This is a genomic window from Psychrobacillus sp. FSL K6-1415, from assembly GCF_038003185.1.
Taxonomy (GTDB): domain Bacteria; phylum Bacillota; class Bacilli; order Bacillales_A; family Planococcaceae; genus Psychrobacillus; species Psychrobacillus psychrodurans.
The window spans coordinates 1,584,176-1,608,133 of record NZ_JBBOOQ010000001.1 but is presented as its reverse complement, the minus strand read 5'-3'; the positions used below and the strand labels follow the sequence as shown (position 1 = coordinate 1,608,133).

Annotated in this window: 16 protein-coding genes, 1 pseudogene and 1 other annotated feature (1 of these 18 running past the window's edge); of the genes and pseudogenes, 5 read left to right on the top strand and 12 right to left on the bottom strand. The window is 34.3% G+C overall.

Going from position 1 to position 23,958, the window contains the following annotated elements; genetic code table 11:
• Nucleotides 1-403: 403 nt before the first annotated feature.
• The 10 genes and pseudogenes from MKY60_RS07455 to MKY60_RS07410 all read right to left on the bottom strand — a co-directional run bounded on the left by MKY60_RS07455 (nucleotide 404) and on the right by MKY60_RS07410 (nucleotide 14,590).
• Nucleotides 404-2,371: an LTA synthase family protein gene (locus MKY60_RS07455; protein ID WP_340929310.1), complete on the bottom strand. Its 1,968-nt coding sequence runs from the start codon at nucleotides 2,369-2,371 to the stop codon at nucleotides 404-406.
• 559 nt (nucleotides 2,372-2,930) lie between these two features.
• Nucleotides 2,931-3,002: pseudogene (locus MKY60_RS07450) on the bottom strand (YjcZ family sporulation protein); the annotation flags it as partial.
• Nucleotides 3,003-3,158: 156 nt separating this feature from the next.
• Entirely contained in the window at nucleotides 3,159-4,592 is a 1,434-nt protein-coding gene (gene glgA / locus MKY60_RS07445) for a glycogen synthase GlgA (RefSeq protein WP_340929309.1), read from the bottom strand.
• Nucleotides 4,593-4,609: 17 nt separating this feature from the next.
• Nucleotides 4,610-5,716 carry a glucose-1-phosphate adenylyltransferase subunit GlgD gene (gene glgD, locus MKY60_RS07440; RefSeq protein ID WP_241595759.1) on the bottom strand — a complete coding sequence of 369 codons (1,107 nt, stop codon included), beginning with the start codon at nucleotides 5,714-5,716 and terminating at the stop codon, nucleotides 4,610-4,612.
• Between the two features lie 15 nt (nucleotides 5,717-5,731).
• On the bottom strand, nucleotides 5,732-6,889 hold the full coding sequence (locus MKY60_RS07435; RefSeq protein ID WP_241595762.1) for a glucose-1-phosphate adenylyltransferase: 1,158 nt from the start codon (nucleotides 6,887-6,889) through the stop codon (nucleotides 5,732-5,734).
• Entirely contained in the window at nucleotides 6,879-8,828 is a 1,950-nt protein-coding gene (gene glgB / locus MKY60_RS07430; protein ID WP_340929307.1) for a 1,4-alpha-glucan branching protein GlgB, read from the bottom strand. Before glgB ends, MKY60_RS07435 begins: the two co-directional genes overlap by 11 nt.
• 278 nt (nucleotides 8,829-9,106) lie before the next feature.
• Entirely contained in the window at nucleotides 9,107-10,129 is a 1,023-nt protein-coding gene (locus MKY60_RS07425; protein WP_093494528.1) for a glycoside hydrolase family 15 protein, read from the bottom strand.
• Nucleotides 10,130-10,615: 486 nt separating this feature from the next.
• Nucleotides 10,616-12,073: a D-alanyl-D-alanine carboxypeptidase/D-alanyl-D-alanine endopeptidase gene (dacB, locus tag MKY60_RS07420; RefSeq protein WP_241595767.1), complete on the bottom strand. Its 1,458-nt coding sequence runs from the start codon at nucleotides 12,071-12,073 to the stop codon at nucleotides 10,616-10,618.
• Nucleotides 12,074-12,634: 561 nt separating this feature from the next.
• On the bottom strand, nucleotides 12,635-13,642 hold the full coding sequence (locus tag MKY60_RS07415) for an LLM class flavin-dependent oxidoreductase (RefSeq protein WP_090562306.1): 1,008 nt from the start codon (nucleotides 13,640-13,642) through the stop codon (nucleotides 12,635-12,637).
• Between the two features lie 378 nt (nucleotides 13,643-14,020).
• Nucleotides 14,021-14,590: a hypothetical protein gene (locus tag MKY60_RS07410; protein ID WP_241595770.1), complete on the bottom strand. Its 570-nt coding sequence runs from the start codon at nucleotides 14,588-14,590 to the stop codon at nucleotides 14,021-14,023.
• Nucleotides 14,591-15,470: 880 nt separating this feature from the next.
• Here MKY60_RS07410 and MKY60_RS07405 point away from each other — a divergent pair.
• A complete protein-coding gene (locus tag MKY60_RS07405) occupies nucleotides 15,471-15,908 on the top strand; it encodes a hypothetical protein (protein ID WP_241595773.1) in 438 nt (145 codons plus the stop codon).
• A gap of 163 nt (nucleotides 15,909-16,071) precedes the next feature.
• On the opposite strand, the gene MKY60_RS07400 is transcribed toward MKY60_RS07405, so the two are convergent.
• Nucleotides 16,072-16,779, bottom strand: coding sequence for a TrkA C-terminal domain-containing protein (locus MKY60_RS07400; protein ID WP_093494525.1), 708 nt, complete (start codon nucleotides 16,777-16,779; stop codon nucleotides 16,072-16,074).
• Between the two features lie 242 nt (nucleotides 16,780-17,021).
• Between MKY60_RS07400 and MKY60_RS07395 the strand changes: the two genes are divergently transcribed.
• From MKY60_RS07395 to MKY60_RS07380, 4 genes are all read left to right on the top strand, one after another.
• Entirely contained in the window at nucleotides 17,022-18,023 is a 1,002-nt protein-coding gene (locus MKY60_RS07395) for a YeiH family protein (RefSeq protein WP_340929304.1), read from the top strand.
• A 182-nt stretch (nucleotides 18,024-18,205) separates the two neighbouring features.
• Nucleotides 18,206-18,757, top strand: a complete 552-nt coding sequence (locus MKY60_RS07390; RefSeq protein ID WP_093494523.1) for a sigma-70 family RNA polymerase sigma factor — start codon at nucleotides 18,206-18,208, stop codon at nucleotides 18,755-18,757.
• Nucleotides 18,742-19,044, top strand: coding sequence for a transcriptional regulator (locus MKY60_RS07385; RefSeq protein WP_241595780.1), 303 nt, complete (start codon nucleotides 18,742-18,744; stop codon nucleotides 19,042-19,044). The genes MKY60_RS07390 and MKY60_RS07385 overlap by 16 nt, the downstream gene beginning before the upstream one ends.
• A gap of 100 nt (nucleotides 19,045-19,144) precedes the next feature.
• A complete protein-coding gene (locus tag MKY60_RS07380; RefSeq protein ID WP_241595783.1) occupies nucleotides 19,145-20,431 on the top strand; it encodes an FtsW/RodA/SpoVE family cell cycle protein in 1,287 nt (428 codons plus the stop codon).
• Nucleotides 20,432-20,707: 276 nt separating this feature from the next.
• Here MKY60_RS07380 and ileS read toward each other — a convergent pair whose 3' ends face one another.
• Entirely contained in the window at nucleotides 20,708-23,803 is a 3,096-nt protein-coding gene (gene ileS, locus MKY60_RS07375) for an isoleucine--tRNA ligase (protein WP_241595787.1), read from the bottom strand.
• A 53-nt stretch (nucleotides 23,804-23,856) separates the two neighbouring features.
• Nucleotides 23,857-23,958: a binding site (T-box leader), on the bottom strand (it continues 139 nt past the right edge of the window).

The window sequence follows — 23,958 nt, the reverse complement described above, 5'->3', positions numbered from 1 at the left end:
TCTTGCGCCGAATATCTATAAACCGCATGCTTAGGAATTGATTCGTTAAATTGGTTAACTAATTCATTAAGCGTTTCAAAATAAAAATCATTCAATGTTACTTCTAATTTCGTAATAGTGTTCACCTACTTCTTTTTTAGAAGTATGAACTTATCAAGTGAAAACTATTCAGTTTATGGGATGCCAGTGGAAACTGGGACAATTGAAGACTATTAACTACTAATTAATAGTCTTCAATTGTCATATGAGGAGTTTCTTAAACGCTAAAATAAAGTGAGCAATTCAACCTCCGAATGGCTCGATATATACTTCAGTCGATCTTCCAAGATATTTAGGAATTGTGAAATGCATGCCAAACCTATCTATGTGTTACCCACCAACTATATACTAGGTGTATTACTCCCTATTTTTCTTCATTATCAATTTCTTCCGTTACACCCTGATTATAATTGAATTCGGAAGGATTAACTTTAGAAAATCCCGCAGGTGTATAGAATCTCAATAAGTCACCATTTACAACTTTATCGGATAATTGTAATTTTTTATCCACTTCTTTTTTATACTCAATCGCTTTCTCTAATTGCTTATCATCATCTAGTGGTAAACCTGTTGTTGCATCATAGAAATTCTCATCAATCGAATAGATGGTAGGAGTTACATAATCACCATTTCTAAATGTTACTACATTATTATGCTCTTTTGATAATAAGTCAGTACCAAAATGAACGTAATTTTGTGAATCAATACCAAGTAAGTGTAATAAGGTAGGGAGAAGGTCTATTTGCCCTCCGTAAGTATGATTAATTCCACCTTGCATTCCAGGAACGTGAATAATTAATGGTACACGTTGTAAATTGGTACTTTCGTATGGAGTAATTTCTTTTCCTATGATTTGTTCCATTGCTTTATTATGATTTTCTGAAATACCGTAATGGTCACCATAAAAAACAAGCATACTATTATCATATAAGCCAGACTTTTGTAATTCACCAATGAACTGTTCAATTGCTTCATCTGCATAACGAGCAGTTTGGAAATAATCATCTACACTTGCATCACCAGTATCAGCTTTATCAATTGTTGTTAAGTTTTGATCCATTTTATACGGATAATGATTCCCAACTGTTATAAATTTAGAATAGAAAGGCTGAGGTAGAGCTTTTATATAATCACATGATTGTTCAAAGAATGGCTTATCTAGCAAGCCATATTCAGCCATATCTTCTCCAACAGTAGTGTCATAATAATTGGCATCAAAGAAATGGTCATAGCCGAATGATTTATAAATTTCGTTACGATTCCAAAAGGTTCCGTTATTACCATGGAATACGGCAGATGAATAACCACTCTCTTTTAAGATTGCGGGAGCTGCTTGATAGGTATTCTGACCTTTTGTAATAAATGCAGATCCTTGCGGTAAACCAAATAAAGAATTTTCAAGCATAAATTCAGCATCCGAAGTTTTACCTTGTGCTGTTTGATGGAAGAAGTTATCAAAGTATAGTGTATTCGGATCTTTAATTAAAGAATTTAAGAATGGTGTAACTTCTTCACCGTTTATTTTATAATTCATTAGAAAGTTTTGGAATGACTCTAAATGGATATAGATGACGTTCATTTCTTTTGCTGCCCCAAAATATTCTGGGTTAGATTCACCATAGTTAGATTTTGTATAGTTAATAATTTCTGTCATATCATCGCTATCAGCTAAAACCCTTTGTGAAGACGCCTTTATAGTTTCAGTAGCGTCATAAATAGTATAGTTATACATTCCTAAATACTTCACAATATAGCTCCTATCAAAGCCACGAGTTAATAGCTGTGGTCGATCAATGTTAGCTAGTCCTAAATTTAGTGTAGATATTGCTAACACAAAAGCAATTCCTGTAATAGCTTTTTTATATCCAATTCTACTATTATCTTTTTGTGTTTTTTTAGATAAACATAGGTAAATTAACAAGAGTACATCAACAAAGAACAATATATCGTAGGGTTTTAATAAAGAAATTACACTGCCACCTAAGTCTCCAAAGTTCTGCGTTTGAGTAAACGTAGGTAATGTAATAAAGTCACTAAAGAATCTATAATAAACTGTATTTGCATATAAAAGAAAAGACATTAAAATGTAGAATATTACAAGTAAAGTATATTTTCCTCCTCCTTTGAAAAAGAAAGAAAACCCAAGAAATAACATGGCGGAGCCGAGTGGATTTAATAATAGAAGGAAATGTTCAAGGAATCCTTCTACTCCTAAGTTAAACTGAGTTACTTGTGTGATATATGTTTTAATCCATAGCATGAAAACGGCTAAAAAATATAGACTAGAAAACTTGTTTAAAAAAGTTGCCTTTTTATTACTTAAAATTTCCATTTTATCACCTTCCGATTAGAATAGCTTTCAAGCTTTAAATTATTGGAGTAATTTGGTAACAATATTTTAATATAATTTTATAAAGCTAATATAACCTACATCTTTTTCTGACTTATGTCAAGTAAAAGATTACCTTCTCTCTTTACTACTCCTAATCTTTGTAACTATAGACTCTATTGGTGACAGTTCATTCTTATCGTTGCTTTCCAATTTAATAATTAGCTGATTTAATATAAATCATAGTATAAAACCTTGAAAGCATTTAGCTAATTAAGGTAATAGAATTTTTTAACTACAAAATTATTTCAATTGTGCTCTAAACTCAGCAATAAAGTTTCAAACAGTTATGATATCACTTTCTTCTATGTATTTAAAAAAACGAACCTCGCAGTTCTACTACAGTATCAATAGACTCAATAGTAATTAAGGGTTAAAAGAAAAAGCTTTTAAAGTCGAACTTCCATCAATTATTCCTAGCATGTTGGAAATAGTATCTATCCTATGACTAATTATTATATTTTTTTGGCCAACTTCCTCTCTAATTTCGAACGTATTTGTATTAATTAATAAAACTTGCTCCTACAAATATTAATAAAATAAACAGTACTACAATCAACACGAAGCTCGACCCATTATTTTCATTTTCACTAAATAACTATTAACGCATTTGCATTTAAATCCCTAGTTACTTTCAATTTGCAGAACTACACAAAGACGCATCCCTCAATGGAATGCGTCTTTGTGTAGATTATCAGGTTTTACAACCATTGTTAACAATTCTTGATTATTATTGGGACTTAAGGAGATTCTCATACAATTTTATATATTGCTGCGATGATGAAAACCAGCTAAAGTCCAGATCCATAGCGCGACCTACCAGATGGTCCCACTTAGTAGGTTGGGAACGATATAGTGCTACTGCACGCTCAATTCTATGAAGCAATTCGTGTGCATTATAATTAGCAAAGCTGAATCCATGTCCTTCTTCTGTTATTTCATTGTAGGGCATAACTGTATCCTTCAGCCCCCCCGTTTCACGGACGATTGGCAAGGTTCCATAGCGAAGTGCGAGCAATTGCCCAATACCACACGGCTCAAACTGAGATGGCATTAAAAAGAGATCCGAACCGGCATAAATCTGTCGCGCCAATGCTTCGTCAAAATAAAGGTTAGCTGACACTTTATCCGGATAAATGCCTTCTAAATAAATGAACGTTTCTTCATACCGCTGATCTCCTGTTCCTAGTAAAACAAACTGAACATCTAGACCAATAATTTCATGGAAGACATGTAAAATCAAATCTATACCTTTTTGATCAACTAGTCTAGTAACCATTGAAATTATGGGAATATCAGCGTGGATAGGTAGCCCAAGTTTTTCCTGAAGGCGCATTTTATTTATAGACTTCCCCTTATAATCGGCGTATGGGAGGAATAGATTTTCATCTACTTTAGGATCGTAGGAATTATTATCTATTCCATTCACGATTCCTTGCAGATTAACACCTCTTTTTCGTAAAAATCCATCCAGTTTTTCCCCATAATAAGGAGACTGTATTTCAGATGCATAGGTTGAACTAACAGTTGTTAGACAATCTGCGAAGGCGAGTCCTCCTTTGAGGTAGCTTACATTACCATAAAACTCTAAGGCGTCCAAATGATAATATTGCTCGTCTAGATCCAACAAATCAGTTAGAACTGATTTAGGATATACACCTTGGTAGCGTAAATTATGAATGGTAAACACAGTTTTAATTCCCTCATAATATATATTGGTTTCATAATTGGCTCTCAATTGAACAGGAATCAGCCCTGTTTGCCAATCATGACAATGTATAATATTCGGTCGCTCCTCTAGAAATGGTAAGGCCTCTAGCACTGCTCGCGAAAAGAAAGCGAAACGTTCACCATCGTCCTCAAAGCCATAACTACCATGCCTTTTAAAATAATATTCGTTATCTAGAAAATATACCGTTACTCCTTGATAATGAATTTTCTCTATACCACAAAATTGACGTCTCCATCCCACTGGTACTTCAATGCTTTTAATCCACTCCATCTGTTCTTTAAAATTCAATTGGAGATCGTCATATTTAGGTAATACTATGCTGACGTTTACTCCCTGTTCTTTTAAAGATTGAGGCAAGGCGCCAATAACATCACCTAGTCCCCCGGTCTTTATAAATGGGGCGCACTCCGAGGCTGCAAATAAAACATTCATGCTAGTGTACCTCCAGTTTAAAATACTACTTCTTTTCTGATTACGATTGGCTTATTCATTGCTGTGATTATTTGATTTTTAGTGATGACAACTTGTTTATCCGTAATCACATTTTCTATATGAGCTCCCTCTTCAATATCACCTTTTTGCATAATGATACTGTTTTTAACTACTGCTCCCTTTTTAACTTTAACCCCTCGGAAAATAATACTATTCTCAACAGTGCCTTCAATAATACATCCATTTGCGATTAATGAGTTAGAAACCTTGGAAGAATTTGCAAATTCGGCAGGTGCTTCATGTTTGATTTTCGTGAAAACTTCCCACGAATCATAAAAAAAGTTTCGAAGAATTTCTGGATTTAGAAATTCCATATTACTAGCATGGTATGTTTCTAGGGAATGAATAAATGGCATATAACCTGTAAATCGATATCCTTGCACTTTAAGGTTGTTTAAATTAGCTTTAACAATATCTTTTAAAAAATCATATTCATCATATTCTATACAATTCTTTATTAAATCTATTAATAGTTGTTTCTTAATCACATATGTTTCCAAACATATATGATCACCTTTCTTAGGTGACGTAAAAAAATTTATATCACGAACTACACCGTTTTTATCAAGTGAACATTGATGATAAATTGGTCTTTTCACTGCCTCCCCATCGTAATCCTTATACAGAACTGTAATATCAGCATCATTACTTTCATGTTGTTTGATCACATCATTAAAGTCAATTTTACAAATATGATGGCCAGGAGCAATAATTACTGTATCTGCAATTGCCCGCTGGAAAAATTCTAAATGATCATAGAACTGCTGCAAATCTCCTTTAATTTTTTCGTCAGGATGGATTGAAGGTAGAATGAACAGACCTTGTGAACGGTGATCGAGATCCCATTCCTTTCCGGAACCTAGATGATCCATCAATGATCGATATTTATCTTTTGCGAAAATAGCAACTTTACTTACAGAGACGTTCATAAAGTTTGACATAGTGAAATCAATCATCCGGTAACGTCCGCCAAATGGTAAGGAGGCTAAGCAACGATGATGAGTCAATTCTTTTAACATAGGTCTTTCATTTACAAGATTAATAACACCTAATACATTCCTCATTGAACCTACCTCCTATTATAAAGCCTTCAGTAAAGCACTTTCCGAGGAAACCTGTTGATTTTCACCAATTAATATGAGTCCTTTTTTAGAGTCAGAGATTACAGCACCATCTTCAATAACTGTACCGCTACCGATAATAACTTTTTCAACAATAACATTATTACCGATTTTCACATTTGGCATGATTACAGAATTTTGTACAATAGAGCCACTGCCAACTTGGACATTATAGGAAAGAACTGAATGATCTACCTTTCCAAACACTAAACAACCTTCATTGACTAAAGATTGTGTTACATCAGCATCTTCAGATATATATTGTGGGGGGTGGTTGGCATTTCCTGCGTATATTTGCCAGTTTGGATCTCCTAACTTGAAATTTGAAGGTTCCTCCAATAAATCCATATGTGCTTCCCACAGGCTTTCAATCGTTCCGACATCTTTCCAGTAGCCTTTAAAGCGATACGCTTGTAGTTTTGCTTCATCCTTCAGCATTTTAGGAATTATGTCTTTTCCAAAGTCATTAGAAGAACTAGTATCCTGTTCGTCTTCTGTTAAATATTTTTTAAGATGTTTCCAATTAAATATATACACACCCATCGAAGCTAAATTACTTTTTGGATATTTTGGTTTTTCATCAAATTCAATAATTTGATCCGTTTCGTTTGTATTCATAATACCAAAGCGATTTGCTTCTCCCCAAGGTACCTCTAAGACAGCTATCGTCGCATGTGCACCCTTTTCAATATGATCTTCGAGCATATTATTGTAATCCATCTTATAAATATGATCTCCTGAGATTACAAGTACATATTCTGGATTATTATGATCGATAAAGTGGAAGTTTTGGTAGACGGCATTTGCTGTACCTTTATACCATTCACCACCATCTTTTCCCTGATAAGGTGGTAGCATCGAAACCCCACCGTTATTCCGATCAAAATCCCATGGACGGCCGTTACCAATATATGAATTTAAAATGTGCGGCCGATATTGAGTTAGTATGCCGACAGTATCAATACCTGAATGTGTACAGTTGCTTAAGGTAAAATCGATAATCCGGTATTTCCCTCCAAATGGCACTGCTGGTTTAGCTAAGTCACTCGTCAATTCCCCGAGTCTCGAACCTTGACCACCTGCTAAAAGCATTGCAATCCATTTTTTAGATGCCATTTGTACTGACTCCCCTTTTTCTTTTTTTCGTTTCTTTCATGAATATAACTATCCCTAATGGTGGTACAGTTATTTCTAAGCTATAAGGTTGGTTATTGTGAGAAATTTGACTGGCATTCATTGGGGTTGAATTCAACTGTCCCGACCCTCCATATGAAGTAGCATCACTATTAAATGCTTCAAAATATTTACCCTTGGTCGGAACTCCTATTTGATATTTATGGTACACAGCGGCTGAAAAATTACAAACAATAATGCAATAATCCCCCTTACGTTTTCCTTTTCTCATAAAGGTAATCACACTTTGATCTGCATTATCCGCGTCGATCCAATGAAAGCCGACTGGCTCATGATCTAATCGCCATAGTGAAGATGTTTCTTGATATAATTTATTTAAATCTTTATAGTACCGAAAAAAAGTGGAATGAGCGTCAAAATCTAATAGCATCCAATCCATTTCTTGTTGGTATTTCCATTCGTCAAATTGTGCAAATTCACTACCCATAAATAAAAGTTTCTTCCCTGGATGCGCAAATAAATAGCCAAATAAGAGGCGAAGGTTTGCAAATTTTTGCCAGTAGTCACCGGGCATTTTATTTAGTAATGACCTTTTGCCGTGAACTATTTCATCATGTGAAAATGGAAGGACAAAGTTTTCTGAAAATGCATATAAAAACGAAAATGTTAATAAATGATGATGCTCTGGTCGTTGATTAATATCAAGCATCATATATTTGAGCACGTCATTTGACCAGCCCATATTCCATTTATAATTAAATCCTAGTCCACCTGCACTAGTTGGACTTGTTACCAACGGCCATTCGGTTGCTTCTTCCGCCATCATCAGTGCACCTGGGAATCTTTGAAAAATAGTCTCATTTAACTTTTTTAGAAATTCGATTGCTTCAAGATTCTCTCCACTTCCATATTGATTTTTCAATTTTACAGGGAGAGGATTATCATGATTTAGGTAAATCATGGATGAAACTGCATCTATACGAAAACCGTCTACATGATAGACATCCATCCAAAATATTGCGTTTGAAATGAGGAAGCTGACGACTTCAGGCTTACTATAGTCAAAGCTATATGTTCCCCAAATTGGTCTCTCTGCTCTCAATGGATCTGCCGATTCGAAAAGTGCCGTTCCATCGAACTTTCCAAGTCCATGTATATCCTTACAAAAATGTGCAGGTACCCAGTCAAGTATTACACCAATGTCCTTTTGATGGCATCGATCTATAAAATACATTAGTTGCTCAGGAGTACCATATCTGCTAGTCGCTGAATAGTAGCCAGTTATTTGATAACCCCATGAACCATCGTATGGATGCTCCATAACAGGCATCAACTCAATATGTGTAAAGCCATTATCAATTGCATAATTGATCAATTCATCTGCAAGTTCTTGATAATTATAAAACTCCCCACCTTCTTTTTGTTTCCATGAAGCCAAGTGAACTTCGTAAATCATCATCGGTTTGTGATAAATATCCTTTTTTACTCGCTTTGCCATCCATTTTTGATCTTGCCATTTAAAAGTATTCAAATTGTAGACAATAGAAGCTGTTTCTGGTCGGAGCTCCGAATAAAAAGCATACGGATCTGCTTTTAACTCCTTCCGTCCGTCTGGTCCTGTAACCTCATACTTATAGATGTCACCATGAGCAAGTTCAGGAATAAATAAAACCCAGATTCCAGATTGATCCAAGCATTCTAGTTTATGCTGGGTACCATTCCAATTATTAAAATTACCTACAACGGAAACCTGTCTTGCATTTGGTGCCCATACTGCAAAACGAACACCTTGTATACCTTTCTCATCAAGTATATGAGCTCCGAGCATCTTATAACTTTCATACAGTGTTCCTTCATGAAAAAGGTATACATCATAATCACTTGGGTATAGCTGGTTATTCAACTTCATGACTTCTACCATTTAAACACCCCTTTCAATCTATGATTTTCTCAATATAAATACCAATTCTACTCTAAATTATTCGCCATATATCTTTAAATACCTTTCAATATTTAACTATTCTTAATATTCGATAAATATAGACATAATAAAAAAACCTCCATACAATGGAGGTTTTTTGGAAAATACATTTTGTTCATGCAAAGTTAATAACAATAAAATACTAAGGTCCGTTAATCGTAGAAAAGTTATCAGCTGTCCTCCTTATTAAAAGGTAATCTTATACCTGTATTTTGAGCTCAGTCATTTCCTGTCAATTGTGTAGAATGTGTATTAACCATACGGTTTAAAAATAAATATGAAAGCGCTACGGACCATGCTAGTGGAGTGTTGCCATTCGGGACATTTTTACCGCCAATATATAATTCAGGGACTTCCCAATTTTCTGGTACGATTCTTTCCGTTTTATCCACATATTCATAAGCCTTGTCATGCAACCCCAGTTCAAAATAACACAGTCCAAGCCAAGGTAGTCCAAAGCACCATTCTGCTTCGCTGCCTTCGTTATAATACTGATCGTTACGATAACGAATACAGCCATTTGTCCGCTCAAGTTGTTCGGAAACCATCTCGACTATCTTAAGTGCAGTTTTCCTTTCAATTACACGATACGGATAGATAAGTGAAAGAAGTGATAAATCTGTTTCTTTTGTTTCACTTTCACGAGGTAATAGAAAACGCAGCGTCTCTTCACCTTTTTGAATTAGTTCATCCTTAACATTCACAAGCATTTTAACCGCACTCAAGCCTGCCACACATGCACCTACACTTGAAGCATGTAGTTCCATATTTTCTTCCCACATTCCATTATCCTTTGCTTGCCAGTACCCTAGACATTCTAGATAGTCGACTAGTTTCTGAACAATAGAAAGATCATTCTCATCACGGATAACTTTATGTCCGTGGCTTAATCCCACTCCTACTCCCCATAGGAACGCTCCAATCGCATCATTCTGCGCATGCCCCCATTCTTGGCTCAATTCCTCTAAATCTGTGGAATATCGCGAGTGGATATACTCAAAAAGATAAACCGGTTTTTTTTCTCGGTGAATATCTATTTTCCATTCGTATGTTTTAAATAGTTCAAATAAAGCATGATATGCTTTTTCATACCGATCAGAATTGCTTTGTAAAAAAGGCAATACCGTGTATACAACATCACGTATCCAGACAAAATGGTAGTCTTTTGAAACGCTGGCGGTATAAGCTCCATTCGATAGACGCATCCGATCTAAAACTTCAATTGCATTGTTGATTTTCATATACGAGACCTCCCTTAAATAATACCCATACAATGATGGTTAACCATTTGCAATTATTCTAGACAAACAATCGTTTGAAAACGCTTCCATTATGAAATAGAGAAATTTAAGTACTTATATTCTATGTAGGAAATTGTTATTTGGAAAAGCAATCAGACCCAATACCCAAAAATTCATTGACAAACACTTATGAATGACCACAATTCTAATTCTATTAAGGCTGTTAATAAGTAATTTTACTAATATCTAATACCCGAAAGACAAAACTTCAAATCAACTTTGGACATATGTATTGATTTTTACCTTTTAATTAGTATTTTTATAGAAGAAACACAAAATTACTCTTCACTTACAAACAAGTAAAAAACACCTTCACGTTGAAAGGGGAAACCCGTTTTTACGTATAGGTGTTTATTTAATATCTAAAAGTTTAGCGGTATCATTCTAAATACTGAATAGGAGAAGTGCTAAGGTTAAACCTAAACCTTATAATTCTTCTGCTATTTCTTTAACAATTTCATCAATCGCAATGGAAGCCCCAGATTTATTTTGTACTAACACGCTAAAGATGTACGATTGGCCGCTACCTGTTTCTAGATAACCACTCAATGTACTAACACCGGTTAATGACCCGGTTTTTGCATAGACTTTTCCTGCTGTTAATGGATCTTTCAGTCGATTTCTTAAAGTACCTCCTACCATTCGATCTGTATTTGCAGCTACTGGTAAGCTTGTAAAATAGGTAGTAAACCAATCTTCTCGTTGCACTTGATATAACAACTCACTTACCAATAAACTGGAAACCTTATTTTCGTGAGACATTCCTGACCCATCTTCAAATTGCCAATCCGTCATATTTAAGTTAATTGAGTTTCCATAATCTCTAATAGCTTGTAAGCCAGCCTTTGTGCTACCGTGATTATTTTTCACTTTACCCATCGTTTTCACTAAAATATCCGCAATACCATTGTTACTTAGTTTCATATACGGGATTAACAGTTGTTCCAGTGTCATCGATTGCTTCATTGCTACGAGTTGAGCACTATTTGGTGTTGCAGCTTGAAATACTTTTTCTTTTGAATACTCAATTCCTGAATCTACTAAAACTGCCTGGAACATTGTCAATGTATGTGTCGTTGGATGTTTAACAGTCACCCATTCTCTTTTTGTTTTATCGACAGGAAGGTTACCACTAATGACAATCTTGTTTGTTTGATGTAATCTTTCGATCGTTATTGTATTGGCTTTTCCCACTTCCACTGTCTGTGCTTCATTTAATATTTGTAAATCACCATTGTGTGGCGTTACCTTAATGGACGGTAAGTCTCCAACTACAGTCCCAACTGCTTCTACGATAATCGTACCGGAATCGTAGTCTGTGTTTGGAGAAGTGGTTAAAGCTGAAATAGGTGCAGCGTAATAATAAGACTCGTCCCCAATCCATATTCCCGGTGTTAATAGATCATTATCAAACCATTTGTCATCACCAACAATTCGACCATCAATTTTATGGATACCCTGTGCTTTTAACTCTTCTGCGAACTGTTGTAAGTCTTCTATGGATAAAGTTGGATCACCTTGTCCTTTTAAATAGACATCCCCTTTTAAAACTCCATTCGACACCTTCCCAGAAGTATAAAGGCTAGTATTGAAACGGTAATCCTTTCCCAATATGTCTAAAGCTGCTGCAGTAGTCAAAAGTTTCATATTAGACGCTGGTTTTACAGTTGTAAGACCATTGTAGTCATAAATCGCTTCTCCGGACAAGCGGTCTCTTACAGTAATACTCACATCTGCTCCAGCTAATTTTTCTTCTATAACCCTAGTAATAGAATCGTTTAAAGTTTCCTTTACTATTTCTTCTGCTTGAGCAACATTTTGAAAACTGAACATACCCATAACTAATACCCAAGTCATCACCATGGTAATCCATTTTTTCTTCATGATTTTCCTCCTTATTTGAATTTTTTGATTATTACTTAAGTGTATATTCATCAAAAAAAAAATTTATCCTTTACGATTACAAAAAACAGGCTTATCGATCGAGATTAAAAGAATTAACCTAAATAGATAAACCTAAATTTTTTCAGAAATTATGTCTATTGACCCTGAAAATTTGAACTTTATATTATTATTTATAGTTTCATTAAATTTATGTGTGGTAATTCTTTTTAATTTGCTCAGCTCCTGAACACCTAAATAATAATCCATGCCTTACACTAGTAACAAAGGATTTAGTGGTTAACTCGATAGAGTTAAATATTAATTTTAGCGAGCAATGTAACAAATAGATTTTCTATCAATATATAGAAACTGTTTCATTTTTTTGGGGTTGTTGATTCTTATAAGAATAATTACATAATCATTGGATTTTTCTACAAAAAAAGACACTCCGAAAAGGAATGTCTTTATTTAAACTGACCTTTCACCACCATCTATTGGAAACACAGTTCCAGAGTTCTTTAATTAAAGCATAAGAATTCAATTTGGTAGGAGATGTTTTCCTTAAAGTTGATCAACAGCTTCCTTCAATATTTCATATGAACGTCTTCTTGCTTCTTGATCGTAAATATAAGAAACAGCCATCAATTCATCAACGTGGAATGCTCCTAGGAATGATTTTAATTGGGTACTGATTGCATTTAAATCTCCCTTAAATGTATAAACAGACATTCCACGGACAGCATTTTCTTCTAAATGGTTCCAATGACCATCCATTGTATCTATTGGGGGCTGTAACAAATCCTTTTTACCGCTTACTACATTTAAATAAAAACGATCACTAGATGTTGCAAGCTTTTTAGCTTCCTCATTTGTATCTGCTGCTATCACATTTACACAAACCATCACATATGGTTCTGACAAATACACAGAAGGAACAAACTTATTACGATAAATTTGTATCGCTAGTTCAAATTGTTGGGGGGCAAAATGCGCAGCAAATACATAAGGTAGTCCCAAACGAGCGGCTAACTCTGCGCTTGAAGTACTCGAACCAAGAATGTAAATTGGTACTTTGACACCTACACCAGGAAAGGCACGAACTCCACCTTGCTGATCTAAAGATTTAAAGTAATTTTGCAATTCCACAACATCCTGTGGGAAAGAAAAAGAAGTTTCCTGAGTCGTTCTGCGTAGAGCATGAGCAGTTTGCATATCAGTTCCCGGAGCACGACCCAGTCCTAAATCAAGTCTATTCGGATAGATTGTTTCAAGAGTACCAAACTGCTCTGCAACAACAAGTGGTGCATGATTTGGTAACATAATACCACCTGAACCTACTTTAATAGTTTCTGTTTTTTCCAATACATGACCGATTAAAATAGAAGTAGCAGAACTAATAACAGTCTGCGAATTGTGGTGCTCTGTTAGCCAATATCGATTGTATCCGATCTTTTCCGCATGTTGTGCCAGGCTAACCATATCTTTAAAAGCTTCTTTGTTTGACTGGCCTTCTTTGACAGCCACTAAATCCAAAACTGAAACAGGAATGGGCGTAAGTTTTCTAATCATATTTTTTCTTCCCTTCGTTATTTAAACGTCTCTAATAGATAATAATTCTAGGTAAATATTTGTTCAAGGTATCTGCTTTATAAATGACCGAAACTAAAAATAGACACCTTAGATTGTATAAGTAGAATAATATATCAAGAAAAACGAAAGTAACTTTTTTTAAAATAAAAGAAGCCCCACTACTTTTACAACAGTGGGACAACTTTATTAAAATTAAGATTCTCTGTGAATTAGGGGGATCTTCAACTTTTCAAAATATATTCTTTCTATTCAACGTTTCATTAGACTCTAGCAATATACATAGCTATAAGTATTGATATTTACCTCACATTACAATAATTATTTTAATACAAGAAAACCTGGAAATATAATTATTTTTTAACCTGTTACTATCTCATAATCTATAACTTTGTCTTCTTCATCAAACCAGATAATTAGGTAAGAGCTATCCATTTGTATGAATCCTAACTCAAGACCAAGCAGGTATTCTATAGCATTCTGTTCGCTGTAAAACGAGTTTTTTTCTGGAACTCCTAATTGCTTTTGGATATCTTTTTTTGTTTGTCCGACTATTTTATTTTCTTGTAAAAAGTCATAGACAATATACCTTCTGTCATCAGGATTATTCAACCACTTTTCCGTTGTAAAATTTAGTTTTTCCTCATTCTTCCCTAACATATCTATCAAAAATAAAGGCGGAATGAAACTAAGAATAGCAAAAACCAGTAACAAAGTTCTACCTTTTTGTGCATGCTTAAGATAACTATATTTCCACAAAATTAGTATAAACACTAAAAACAAAAAGAGTGGCACAAGAACTGCAGACAGACTTAATATGCTAAATGTCGCATAAAAAAAAGCTATGAAAGCCGCAAGCCCTAAAAAAAGTAATGAATACAAAATAACGCCTAAGATTAATATAATATCTAATGATTCTTCTTTAGCCAAGTCCTAATCTCTCCTATATTATATTTCCTTAAAATTGCTAGCTTTTATTTTTAAAAATACATTTGGTAGATAGAGAGTATTTGAAAATCCCTCTCCCTGCAACCTATGGATACCCTTAATTCCCACTGAGCCCAGCTAATTAGAAATTATGGAGTTTGCTTATCTCTATAAATTCCTTTCTTTTCAAAATGCTATGATAAAAACCCTGCACAATATCTCTGAGATCGTATGATTTTCCTATCTTCCATATTAACCCACCTCTTGAAGTAACAGTTAGACGAATTGCGCAAAAGAATAGTTTCATTTTACTTTGTATAAAATTTTGAAATAAAAAAAATCAATAGTTTATGTTAAAATACTAATGGAATAGACCAAGATTAAATAAATGTCGACAAAATTGCAGTGCTTGGCACTGAAAAGGAATGTTTGTATTCGTTTTTTAATTGAGTTCTATAAACATAAAAAAGTTGGCCAAAAGTACAGTGATAATTTTACTTATAAATGAGTCAATTACATAATTACTTGTCTTATTCAAAAATCCGAATATTTACTTAATATTGCAATATATTAAAACCGATTCCGTTGATTGGAGTGGCAGGCGGTGACTCCAACGGGAACAGCGCGAGCTGAAAGCCCCGGAGTAACGTAGTGACGAGGAGATTGAAGCCGTGCCCGCGGAAAGCGTCCGCCAAGAGCGGAAATCAGCATTGTTCGGATTTGACTATATAATATTCTATATGAAATTTATTCAAATATATAAAATGATCAATTATTCACATTTGATGCAACTAAAACTACGTTGTAGTATCTTTCAAAGTTATTGAAGCCTAGAGCAATAGAACTGGGTATATGTGATTAATATAGAAATAGGGGAGATTTTTTGAAGAATTACTTGCCTGGTTTTATCATATCGTTGATTCTATTTATAATCCTAGCTATAGTAAATCAACAAGTTTATAGTAATGTCATGTCTTTAGATTTGCTGATTCCTTTGTTGGTACTTCAAGTTACCTTTTATAAATTTTTTATTGTAGACAAAAAGCGTTTACCGTATTTTATTTTAATTTGTATTTTTTTAATCACTGTTTTATTTTCTTTACCAGAGTTAACTCATAATCAAGCAAAAGAGAAGGTAATTAACAAGTATGAAATGAACATTTTAAAAACAGACACGATTCCGATTGAAAACGACAATATCTGGAATCCTTTCAACCCAAATAGGGCTTACTTTTTTAAAGGATATAGTTCAAATTCAAATAAAGAAGTTTCAGTAATGGTTATACCTAATAACGGTATGATTGTTGTAATAAATCAGTAAAAAAGCGCAAAAATTTCGCATGGGAATAATTATTCTAAACCTCTATTTTTATAATTAAAGCCTAAGAAGATAATGAGGATCTACCCTGGCGATGCAGGTCAATATTTCTAATCTAACTTTATTTAATGTATCTATTCTAATTTAGATAATTTTGGTATTAATTTTAATTCCGACGATCAATTTCGTTCTTTATCTCCTCTTCATGTTCCTTCAGTTCTGCTTTAAAAATTCTTCTAATCACTTCTTTATCACCGAACATCAAAATGAAATCTCCGGCTTGAAGCTCGGTATTTAGTCTTTCCTTTCGGATAACAATTTCTCCCCGCTTTATTGACAAAACATTTATGTCTTCCTCTGAATTTAATTTCTCTATTAGTTTTCCACCAATCATAGTGGAAGAACTGTGGAGAGGAACTTCCACTAAGTAATCATTCTCTTCTGTTAAAAAGACATCTTTTATAGTCATATCTTGAAGATCAAAGTTTCTTTCAAGTTCATGCTCAAATAAGACGGTTAGTTTATTTTTGACTTTACCAACTTTTAAAACAAATAAGAACAAAACCAATGTTCCAGCGACATAACCTATTTTCATAGTGAAAAATTCATCTGACAATATGCTGCTAATTGCAGAAATAATAACCGCTAAAGAAAATGCACCAAAGAGGATTAAAAAAGCACCAAGCCTTCTACGTATGGGGTGATCAATAATTAGTTCTGATTCCCCTGTCGTAAATCCAGTTCCTGTAAGCATGGAGATAACCTGAAATCTGGCAATATTTTTTTTAAGTCCTGTAAAAGTAAACAGGATGGTATTAATTTCTATTACAATTAAAATAATCGTTAAATACACAATAACAAATACATAGCCCATATAGTTCCACCCCTGATTAAAAGTCCTTTAAGTTAATCTTTATTATCCAACAATTTACTAATATATATACTTGGACTTTAAGCTTCACTTTCCCACAAACTGCTTGATTAAAACATTTCACTTAAATAGTTCCCATACCTATATGTCTATTTGTTTCTATTGGTACCCAAAAACAAAGCATGTGTAAATTATGTTAAAATGATTTTTAGCGAGAACAGTAAACTATTTAATGAGGTAGAAAAATGACAAGGAAAATTATAAATCTTTTACCGGGACTATTAGCTTGTATTGCAATTGCAATGTTTGGTATAGCTCTCGGTAGAATATTCCCTAATTTAGGAAGTGGCTTATTTGCGATTTTGATTGGTATATTATTTGGCAATCTAAAAATAGGTTCATATTCTATTTTAAAGTCGGGAGTAAAGTTTTCAGGAAGTAATTTATTATATATTTCTATTGTGCTGTTAGGAGCTACTTTGACTTTCAATTCATTATTGGAAATCGGAATATCAGGACTAACTTTTATTCTCATTCAAATGACAGCGACGATTATGTTTGTTGTTTGGTTAGGAAAAAAACTACGATTCGGCGAGGACTTTGGTTTACTAATGGCTAGTGGAAATGCAGTCTGTGGCTCATCTGCAATTGTGGCAACTGCACCAACCATTCAGGCGAGGGAATCTGACGTTGCCGTTTCTATTACAATTGTTAATCTGCTGGGGACGGTTTTGATGGTCATGTTACCATTGATTATAAGTGTAATTTTTCATGACAATGTATTGCGTTCATCTGCTTTAATAGGTGGAACATTGCAATCTGTTGGACAAGTAGTGGCTAGCGGAAGTATAGTCGGTGAAACAGTTAAGGATCAGGCAGCCGTCTTTAAAATCAGTCGAATTATATTTCTAGTAGGTGTTGTTTTCGTTTTGAAACAAATCAAACTAAAAAAGGTAGAGCAGCCAAAAACAAAGGTCCCATTTCAATGTAATACAATCGTTCCATGGTATGTCGGAGGGTTTTTCATATTATGTTGTATAAATAGTATTCTACATATCCCTGAAATAGCTACTCATTCCATTAAAGGATTCGGAAACTATTTGGAAATAATTGCTTTAGCTGGAATTGGATTGAGTGTTAAAATTAAAGACCTTACCCTAAACGGTTGGAAGTTATCGTCTTATGCAGGGGGAATCGGTCTGTTCCAGATTGTATTTGCTCTATTATTGATTTTGCTGTTATTGTAATCTGAATTTGCATTACAATCGGTAACACAGGTTTTTGAAAGAATTTTCTCATTAGATTCAGATAATCTTTAATCTTAAGTAGCACAAACCTCATTGGTGTTTGTGCTACTATTTTTATAAAAACTAGAAACTTAAAACTTTCTGTTTAATAGTCTCGTCTAATGGAAAAAGGAGAGAAGCTTATGGGAGAAATAACAATTGCCTCTATAGCAGCAGAAAAGCACGATGAAATTATTAATGATTTAATGCGAGCATATGGTCAAGACATAATACAGCTAGTTTATGCATATGTGAATAACCACGCAATCGCAGAGGATCTAACGCAAGAGATATTTGTAAAATGTTATAAGTCTTTAGATACATACAAAGGTAAATCAAAAATAAAAACATGGTTATGGCGCATTGCGATAAATCATGCAAAGGATTATTTGAAGTGTTGGTATAACCAACGTGTGAAGACCACTGAAGATACAATTTTAAGTTTAAGCGTCAGCATAGATAATGTAGAACGAACGATTATCCAACAAGATGAAGATGCTCAACTGGCACAAGCTGTTATGCAATTACCTGTTAAATATCGAGAAGTAATTTATTTGTTTTATTATGAAGAACTTGCTATTAAGGAAATAGAAAATGTCCTAGAAGTGAAGGAGAATACGATTAAAACCAGATTGCGTAAAGGAAAAGCTTTATTAAAAAACATACTGGAGGGCTCAACATGGATGAACGTTTAAAGCGGTTAAAGAAAGCAATGAAAAATAATACGTTCCAACATGTACGGTTTAAGGAAGTACAACGAGAAAAAATAAATGAAAGTATAGAACACATCCATACGGATTTAACGCCATTAATATTAACTTTATTGACACAGAGAAAAACAGGTTCAGATTTAACACTACTACTTCATGCAAGAGGTATTAAAAGTATTGTAAATAATGAAGGAATAATTTACACACATCTACATACCCAAGAACATCTAGGTTATGTCAAATCCTATTGGGAAGAGGATGGCGAGAAGTAATATGAGCTAACTAATAAAGGTTTAAACTTAATACAAAAAGAACAATTAGAGTTAAAGAATCGATATTCCTTAAAAGATTTATTCCAGGAGTTGAATATCAATGAAAATTAAACAATTTCTAGAAATAGTGACGAGCAAGATTCGCTCTAAGGAAGCAAAAGCTTATGTAAGTGAGGAATTAACGCAACACATATTGAGATCAAAGAAACTCTGGTTACAAAAAGGAATTAATGAAATGGAGGCGGAAGAAAAAGCAATTCAAAAAATGGGGAGCCCATTAACACTTGGTCTGTCATTAGACCATATACATAAACCCAAAATTGATTGGCTACTAATTTCCATACTTTGCTGTACACTTTTATTAAGCTTTTTACCTTTGCTCACATATAAACAAGAACAGTATAGTGGCTATATTGATTTACAAACAATGATTCAAAATAAAGTTATCTTTGTAATCCTTGGTCTGTTCCTTGCTTTAGCCATAATGTATGCTGACTACCGAAAGCTACAAAGATTTAGTTATTTATTTTACGTCGCTGGTATAGGTTTCTTATCATTGCTTCATTTCTTTTCAAATACGTTAATTAATGGGGAGGTTATGCTGTCAATAGGTATGCTAGACCTACAAATTTGGATGGCCATTCCTTTATTTTTAATAGCATGGGCTGCGATCTTCGCTAGACCTTCCGTAAAAATTTTGCAAGCTATGATTCTCTTTGTCATATCAATTATTTCATTTGCATCTGTTGCTAATTTATCCGTATTATTTATGTATGTTGTACTGGTAGGTGTCCTTTTTTCTCAAAGTCAAGTCATTCCTAGAGTAAAGTTGCTTGTGATTAGCGCTACGGGTATTTTAGCGATAGGAGTGGTTATTTTAACCACTAGTATACTTCATCAATATCAATTACATCGTCTATATGGTTATTTAAACCCTCAAGAGAATGCAGAAGGCGCAGGTTATATGTATCTATTACTAGAAGAAGTTATAAAAAATGCAGCTTGGTTTGGGTCCAAAACACAAGTTAAAATCCCTGGGGCTCATACTGATTTGGTATTTGGACATCTAATACAATCATATGGGTATGGATTGGCACTATTAATTGTTATACTTTTGTCAGTATTTGTAATAAGACTTTGTATTATTTCATTCTCTATAAAGGATTCATTTGGCAAGTTACTTGTCATTGGAGGCGTAACACTTTTTTCCATACAATTTATATATACTATAGGAATGTCAGTAGGTAAATTACCAATTGTCTCGATGCCTTTACCATTTATGAGTTACGGTTTTATGCCGACTATACTAAATGCTTTTATTGTAGGTATAGCATTGAGTGTCTATCGTAGAAAATCTCTTATTCAAATAATAAGAAAGTCTGTCTAAATTATAATGTTCATCAAAAAATTGAGGCTGGACAGAAGTTGAAATTTTATTGGATAAGGAGAAATCTTTACTAAATAATGGATATTTAATAAAATTGATTGGAATGGAGGGGCGACTCCTACGGGAATAGCGTGACGCCTGAGACTACAGGCTCAGGCCACGCCCGTGGAAAGCGTCCCTGGAATGGAAATCAATTTTGTGCACAGTAAAAAATACAGCATTTTTCTCACTGAGAAAAATGCTGTTTTGGGGTTCTGTCCCAGCCTCTTAGTGCAATTATTTTAACTGTATGCTAAAGCTTACTTTTTGATTATCTAACATAATAGTTATTGATGAGTCAGATTCAAGCTCTGAAACAAATTGTATATGATGAACCAATACATTTGTTTTTATTAAGGAGTCAAAACGCTCAATTAATGATTTAGAATCCTCGTTGCAACTTATTGAAATATTTATATATTTTTCAATTGGATAATTATGCTTTTTACGTGTGTCCTGAATGATACGTATAAAATCACGAATTTGCCCTTCTTCTATTAACTCAGTAGTTAGCTTCGTATTTATAAGTACCTTATAGATTCCATCCTCTAAAAATGCATAACCTTCTTTCATATGGGATTCTGTAATTACATGCTCTTTTAACAATACATAGGATTCATTTGACAAAACTATTGTTATATTTCCTTCTGATTTTAGTAATTCTTTTTCGGAAACCGTCAAATTCTCCACATACTGTTTCACATCATTCACGTTTTTACCAAATACAGCACCAGCTGTTTTAAAGTTTAACTTAAACGAAACTTCTTCTAGCCCTTCCAAATCCGTTACAAAATTTATTTTTTTTATGTTTAGTTCGTCTTGAATAATGGATTCATATTTCTTTAAGTTCTCGTTGGATACTACTGTATAAATGACCATTTCAGCTAGTGGTTGTTTTACTTTCAAGTTATATGAATTTCGGATGCTGCGGCCTAACTCCACAATCTTCAATACAGCATTCATATCATCCTCTAATTTTCTATCGATGAAATTGCTTTGATGCTTTGGGTAGTCTTGAAGATGAACGCTGGCATTTTGTATTTTTAAATGTATGTCCTCTGCGATGTATGGACTAAACGGTGCAACTAATTTACTAACAGTACTTAATACGTGGTATAGAGTATTAAATGCTGCACGTTTATCGTCAGAAAAACCTGTCGCCCAAAAACGCTGTCTCGATCTACGAACATACCAATTACTTACTTCCTCAACTAATTCAGCAATTTCACGAGTAGCTTGAGTAATTTGATAATCTTCCATAAACTCTGTTACCTTTTGAACTGTACTATTCAGCCTTGAAAGAACCCATCGATCCATTTTTGTTTGTTTACCAGGTTTCGTTTTATCGAAGGTAAACTGATCAATATTTGCATATAGTGAATAAAATTTAAAAATATTATCAAGTGTATCAAGTAGCTTAGAACTAGCTTCTTGTACAATCTTTGACGAAAAACGTTTTGGATTCCATGGAGAACTATCGACTAATAATGACCAGCGTAATGCATCGGCACCGTACTGATGCATTAGATCAAGTGGATCTAGTGCATTCCCTTTACTTTTAGACATTTTTTGACCTTGCTCATCTAATACATGTCCGAGTGATAACACATTTTTGTAAGGTGCTTTTCCTGTAAAGAGGGTTGATACAGCAAGCAAACTATAGAAGAATCCTCGAGTTTGATCAATTCCTTCTATTACTACATCTGCAGGGAACTGATCGTTAAATTGTTTATTATCACCAAATGGATAATGGTGCTGTGCAAAAGGCATCGATCCGCTATCAAACCATACATCGATTACTTCAGGCGTACGCAACATTTCCCCACTACATTTTGGACAAGTACAGAGAATGGCATCTATATATGGCTTATGCAACTCTAAGTTTTCAGGCAATGGCTTAGATGCGAGTTTTGCTAAAGATGTAATACTAGTCGGAGCTACTTCATATTCACAGGTTGAACAAATCCAAATGTTTAAAGGGGTTCCCCAGTAACGATTTCGGCTGATATTCCAATCCACCACATTTTCTAAGAAATTCCCAAAACGCCCTTTTTTAATATGGTCAGGATACCAATTTACCGACTCATTATTTTCAACTAGCTGTTCCTTTAATGCTGACATCTTAATGAACCAACTGTCCGTTGCATAATAAAGTAGAGGTGAATCACAACGCCAACAATGAGGATAGCTATGTTCGTATTTCTCCTTATGAAATAATAAGCCGTTATTCGCTAATAACTTAATGATCTCAACGTCACTGTCCTTCACAAATTGGCCAGCTAAATCTGTGACCACTTCTGTATAACACCCTCGTTGATCCACGACATTTACGAAAGTAAGTCCGTTTTGTTGTACTGTTAGATAATCATCCTCACCATATGCAGGGGCAATATGCACTATTCCTGTACCACTCGTTTCTGTTACGTAATCCGCTAACACAACAATATGCCCTTTTGTTATATCTATATAATGGAATGGCGGAAGATAAGGAACACCTTCAAATTCGACTCCTGAATGTTCACTTAGGACAATAGCTTTTTCTCCTAACACAGCAGGAACTAATGATTTTGCAAGTATATATATTTCACTTTCTACCTTAGCCCGCACATAGACTAGATTAGGATTCATAGCAAGCGCTACGTTTGCTGGTAGGGTCCAAGGTGTTGTAGTCCAACCAAGAAAGTACTCATCAGCATTTACGAGTTTAAACTTAACCGTAGCAGAGAGATCCTTTACATCTTTATACCCCTGTGCCACTTCATGTGAACTCAAAGATGTTTGGCAGCTAGGACAATAAGGTGATACTCGATGTCCTTTATAAAGCAGTTTATCGTGATGAACCTTACTTAAAATATTCCAAACACTTTCCATATACTCGTTACTTAATGTTAAATATGGGTTATCCATGTCTACCCAATAACCAAGTTCTTCGGTAAAAGAACGCCAAATTTTTTCGTATGTGAATACACTTTCCTTGCACTTCTTAACAAAATCCTCAACACCGTAATTTTCAATATCTTGCTTCCCTGATATTCCTAGCTGCTTCTCTACTCCAAGTTCAACTGGTAAACCATGTGTGTCCCATCCTGCTTTTCGCTCTACTCTAAACCCTTGCATTGTTTTATAGCGAGCTACAACATCTTTAATCGTTCTTCCTAATGCGTGGCCGACATGCGGTAGGCCATTTGCTGTTGGTGGTCCCTCATAAAATACAAATGGAGTGTTCTCTTTCCGGTTTTGTACAGACTTTTCAAAAGTTCTATTGTTTTGCCAATACTCTCGAATTCTTTGTTCCCTTTGTACTTTACTTTCTTTTTCATCTTGCGTATTCATCACTATTCCTCCTATACATTGTATAAAAGGCATACAAAAAACCCCGTCCCGAGTAAAGGGACGGGGTTAACCGCGATACCACCCTAATTCTATTGATCCGATCCAATAGCACTTAGCAACGTACAAATCATACGTGTTCTTTTTAACGGTAGACA

What these genes read in the sequence shown, in the direction of transcription:
- ileS (WP_241595787.1), bottom strand. Translation starts at nt 23,803, where the DNA reads ATGAATACGCAAGATGAAAAAGAAAGTAAAGTACAAAGGGAACAAAGA.
- MKY60_RS07455 (WP_340929310.1), bottom strand. Translation starts at nt 2,371, where the DNA reads ATGGAAATTTTAAGTAATAAAAAGGCAACTTTTTTAAACAAGTTTTCT.
- MKY60_RS07415 (WP_090562306.1), bottom strand. Translation starts at nt 13,642, where the DNA reads ATGATTAGAAAACTTACGCCCATTCCTGTTTCAGTTTTGGATTTAGTG.
- glgD (WP_241595759.1), bottom strand. Translation starts at nt 5,716, where the DNA reads ATGAGGAATGTATTAGGTGTTATTAATCTTGTAAATGAAAGACCTATG.
- glgB (WP_340929307.1), bottom strand. Translation starts at nt 8,828, where the DNA reads ATGGTAGAAGTCATGAAGTTGAATAACCAGCTATACCCAAGTGATTAT.
- MKY60_RS07385 (WP_241595780.1), top strand. Translation starts at nt 18,742, where the DNA reads ATGGATGAACGTTTAAAGCGGTTAAAGAAAGCAATGAAAAATAATACG.
- MKY60_RS07390 (WP_093494523.1), top strand. Translation starts at nt 18,206, where the DNA reads ATGGGAGAAATAACAATTGCCTCTATAGCAGCAGAAAAGCACGATGAA.
- glgA (WP_340929309.1), bottom strand. Translation starts at nt 4,592, where the DNA reads ATGAATGTTTTATTTGCAGCCTCGGAGTGCGCCCCATTTATAAAGACC.
- MKY60_RS07380 (WP_241595783.1), top strand. Translation starts at nt 19,145, where the DNA reads ATGAAAATTAAACAATTTCTAGAAATAGTGACGAGCAAGATTCGCTCT.
- MKY60_RS07400 (WP_093494525.1), bottom strand. Translation starts at nt 16,779, where the DNA reads ATGGGCTATGTATTTGTTATTGTGTATTTAACGATTATTTTAATTGTA.
- dacB (WP_241595767.1), bottom strand. Translation starts at nt 12,073, where the DNA reads ATGAAGAAAAAATGGATTACCATGGTGATGACTTGGGTATTAGTTATG.
- MKY60_RS07425 (WP_093494528.1), bottom strand. Translation starts at nt 10,129, where the DNA reads ATGAAAATCAACAATGCAATTGAAGTTTTAGATCGGATGCGTCTATCG.
- MKY60_RS07395 (WP_340929304.1), top strand. Translation starts at nt 17,022, where the DNA reads ATGACAAGGAAAATTATAAATCTTTTACCGGGACTATTAGCTTGTATT.
- MKY60_RS07435 (WP_241595762.1), bottom strand. Translation starts at nt 6,889, where the DNA reads ATGGCATCTAAAAAATGGATTGCAATGCTTTTAGCAGGTGGTCAAGGT.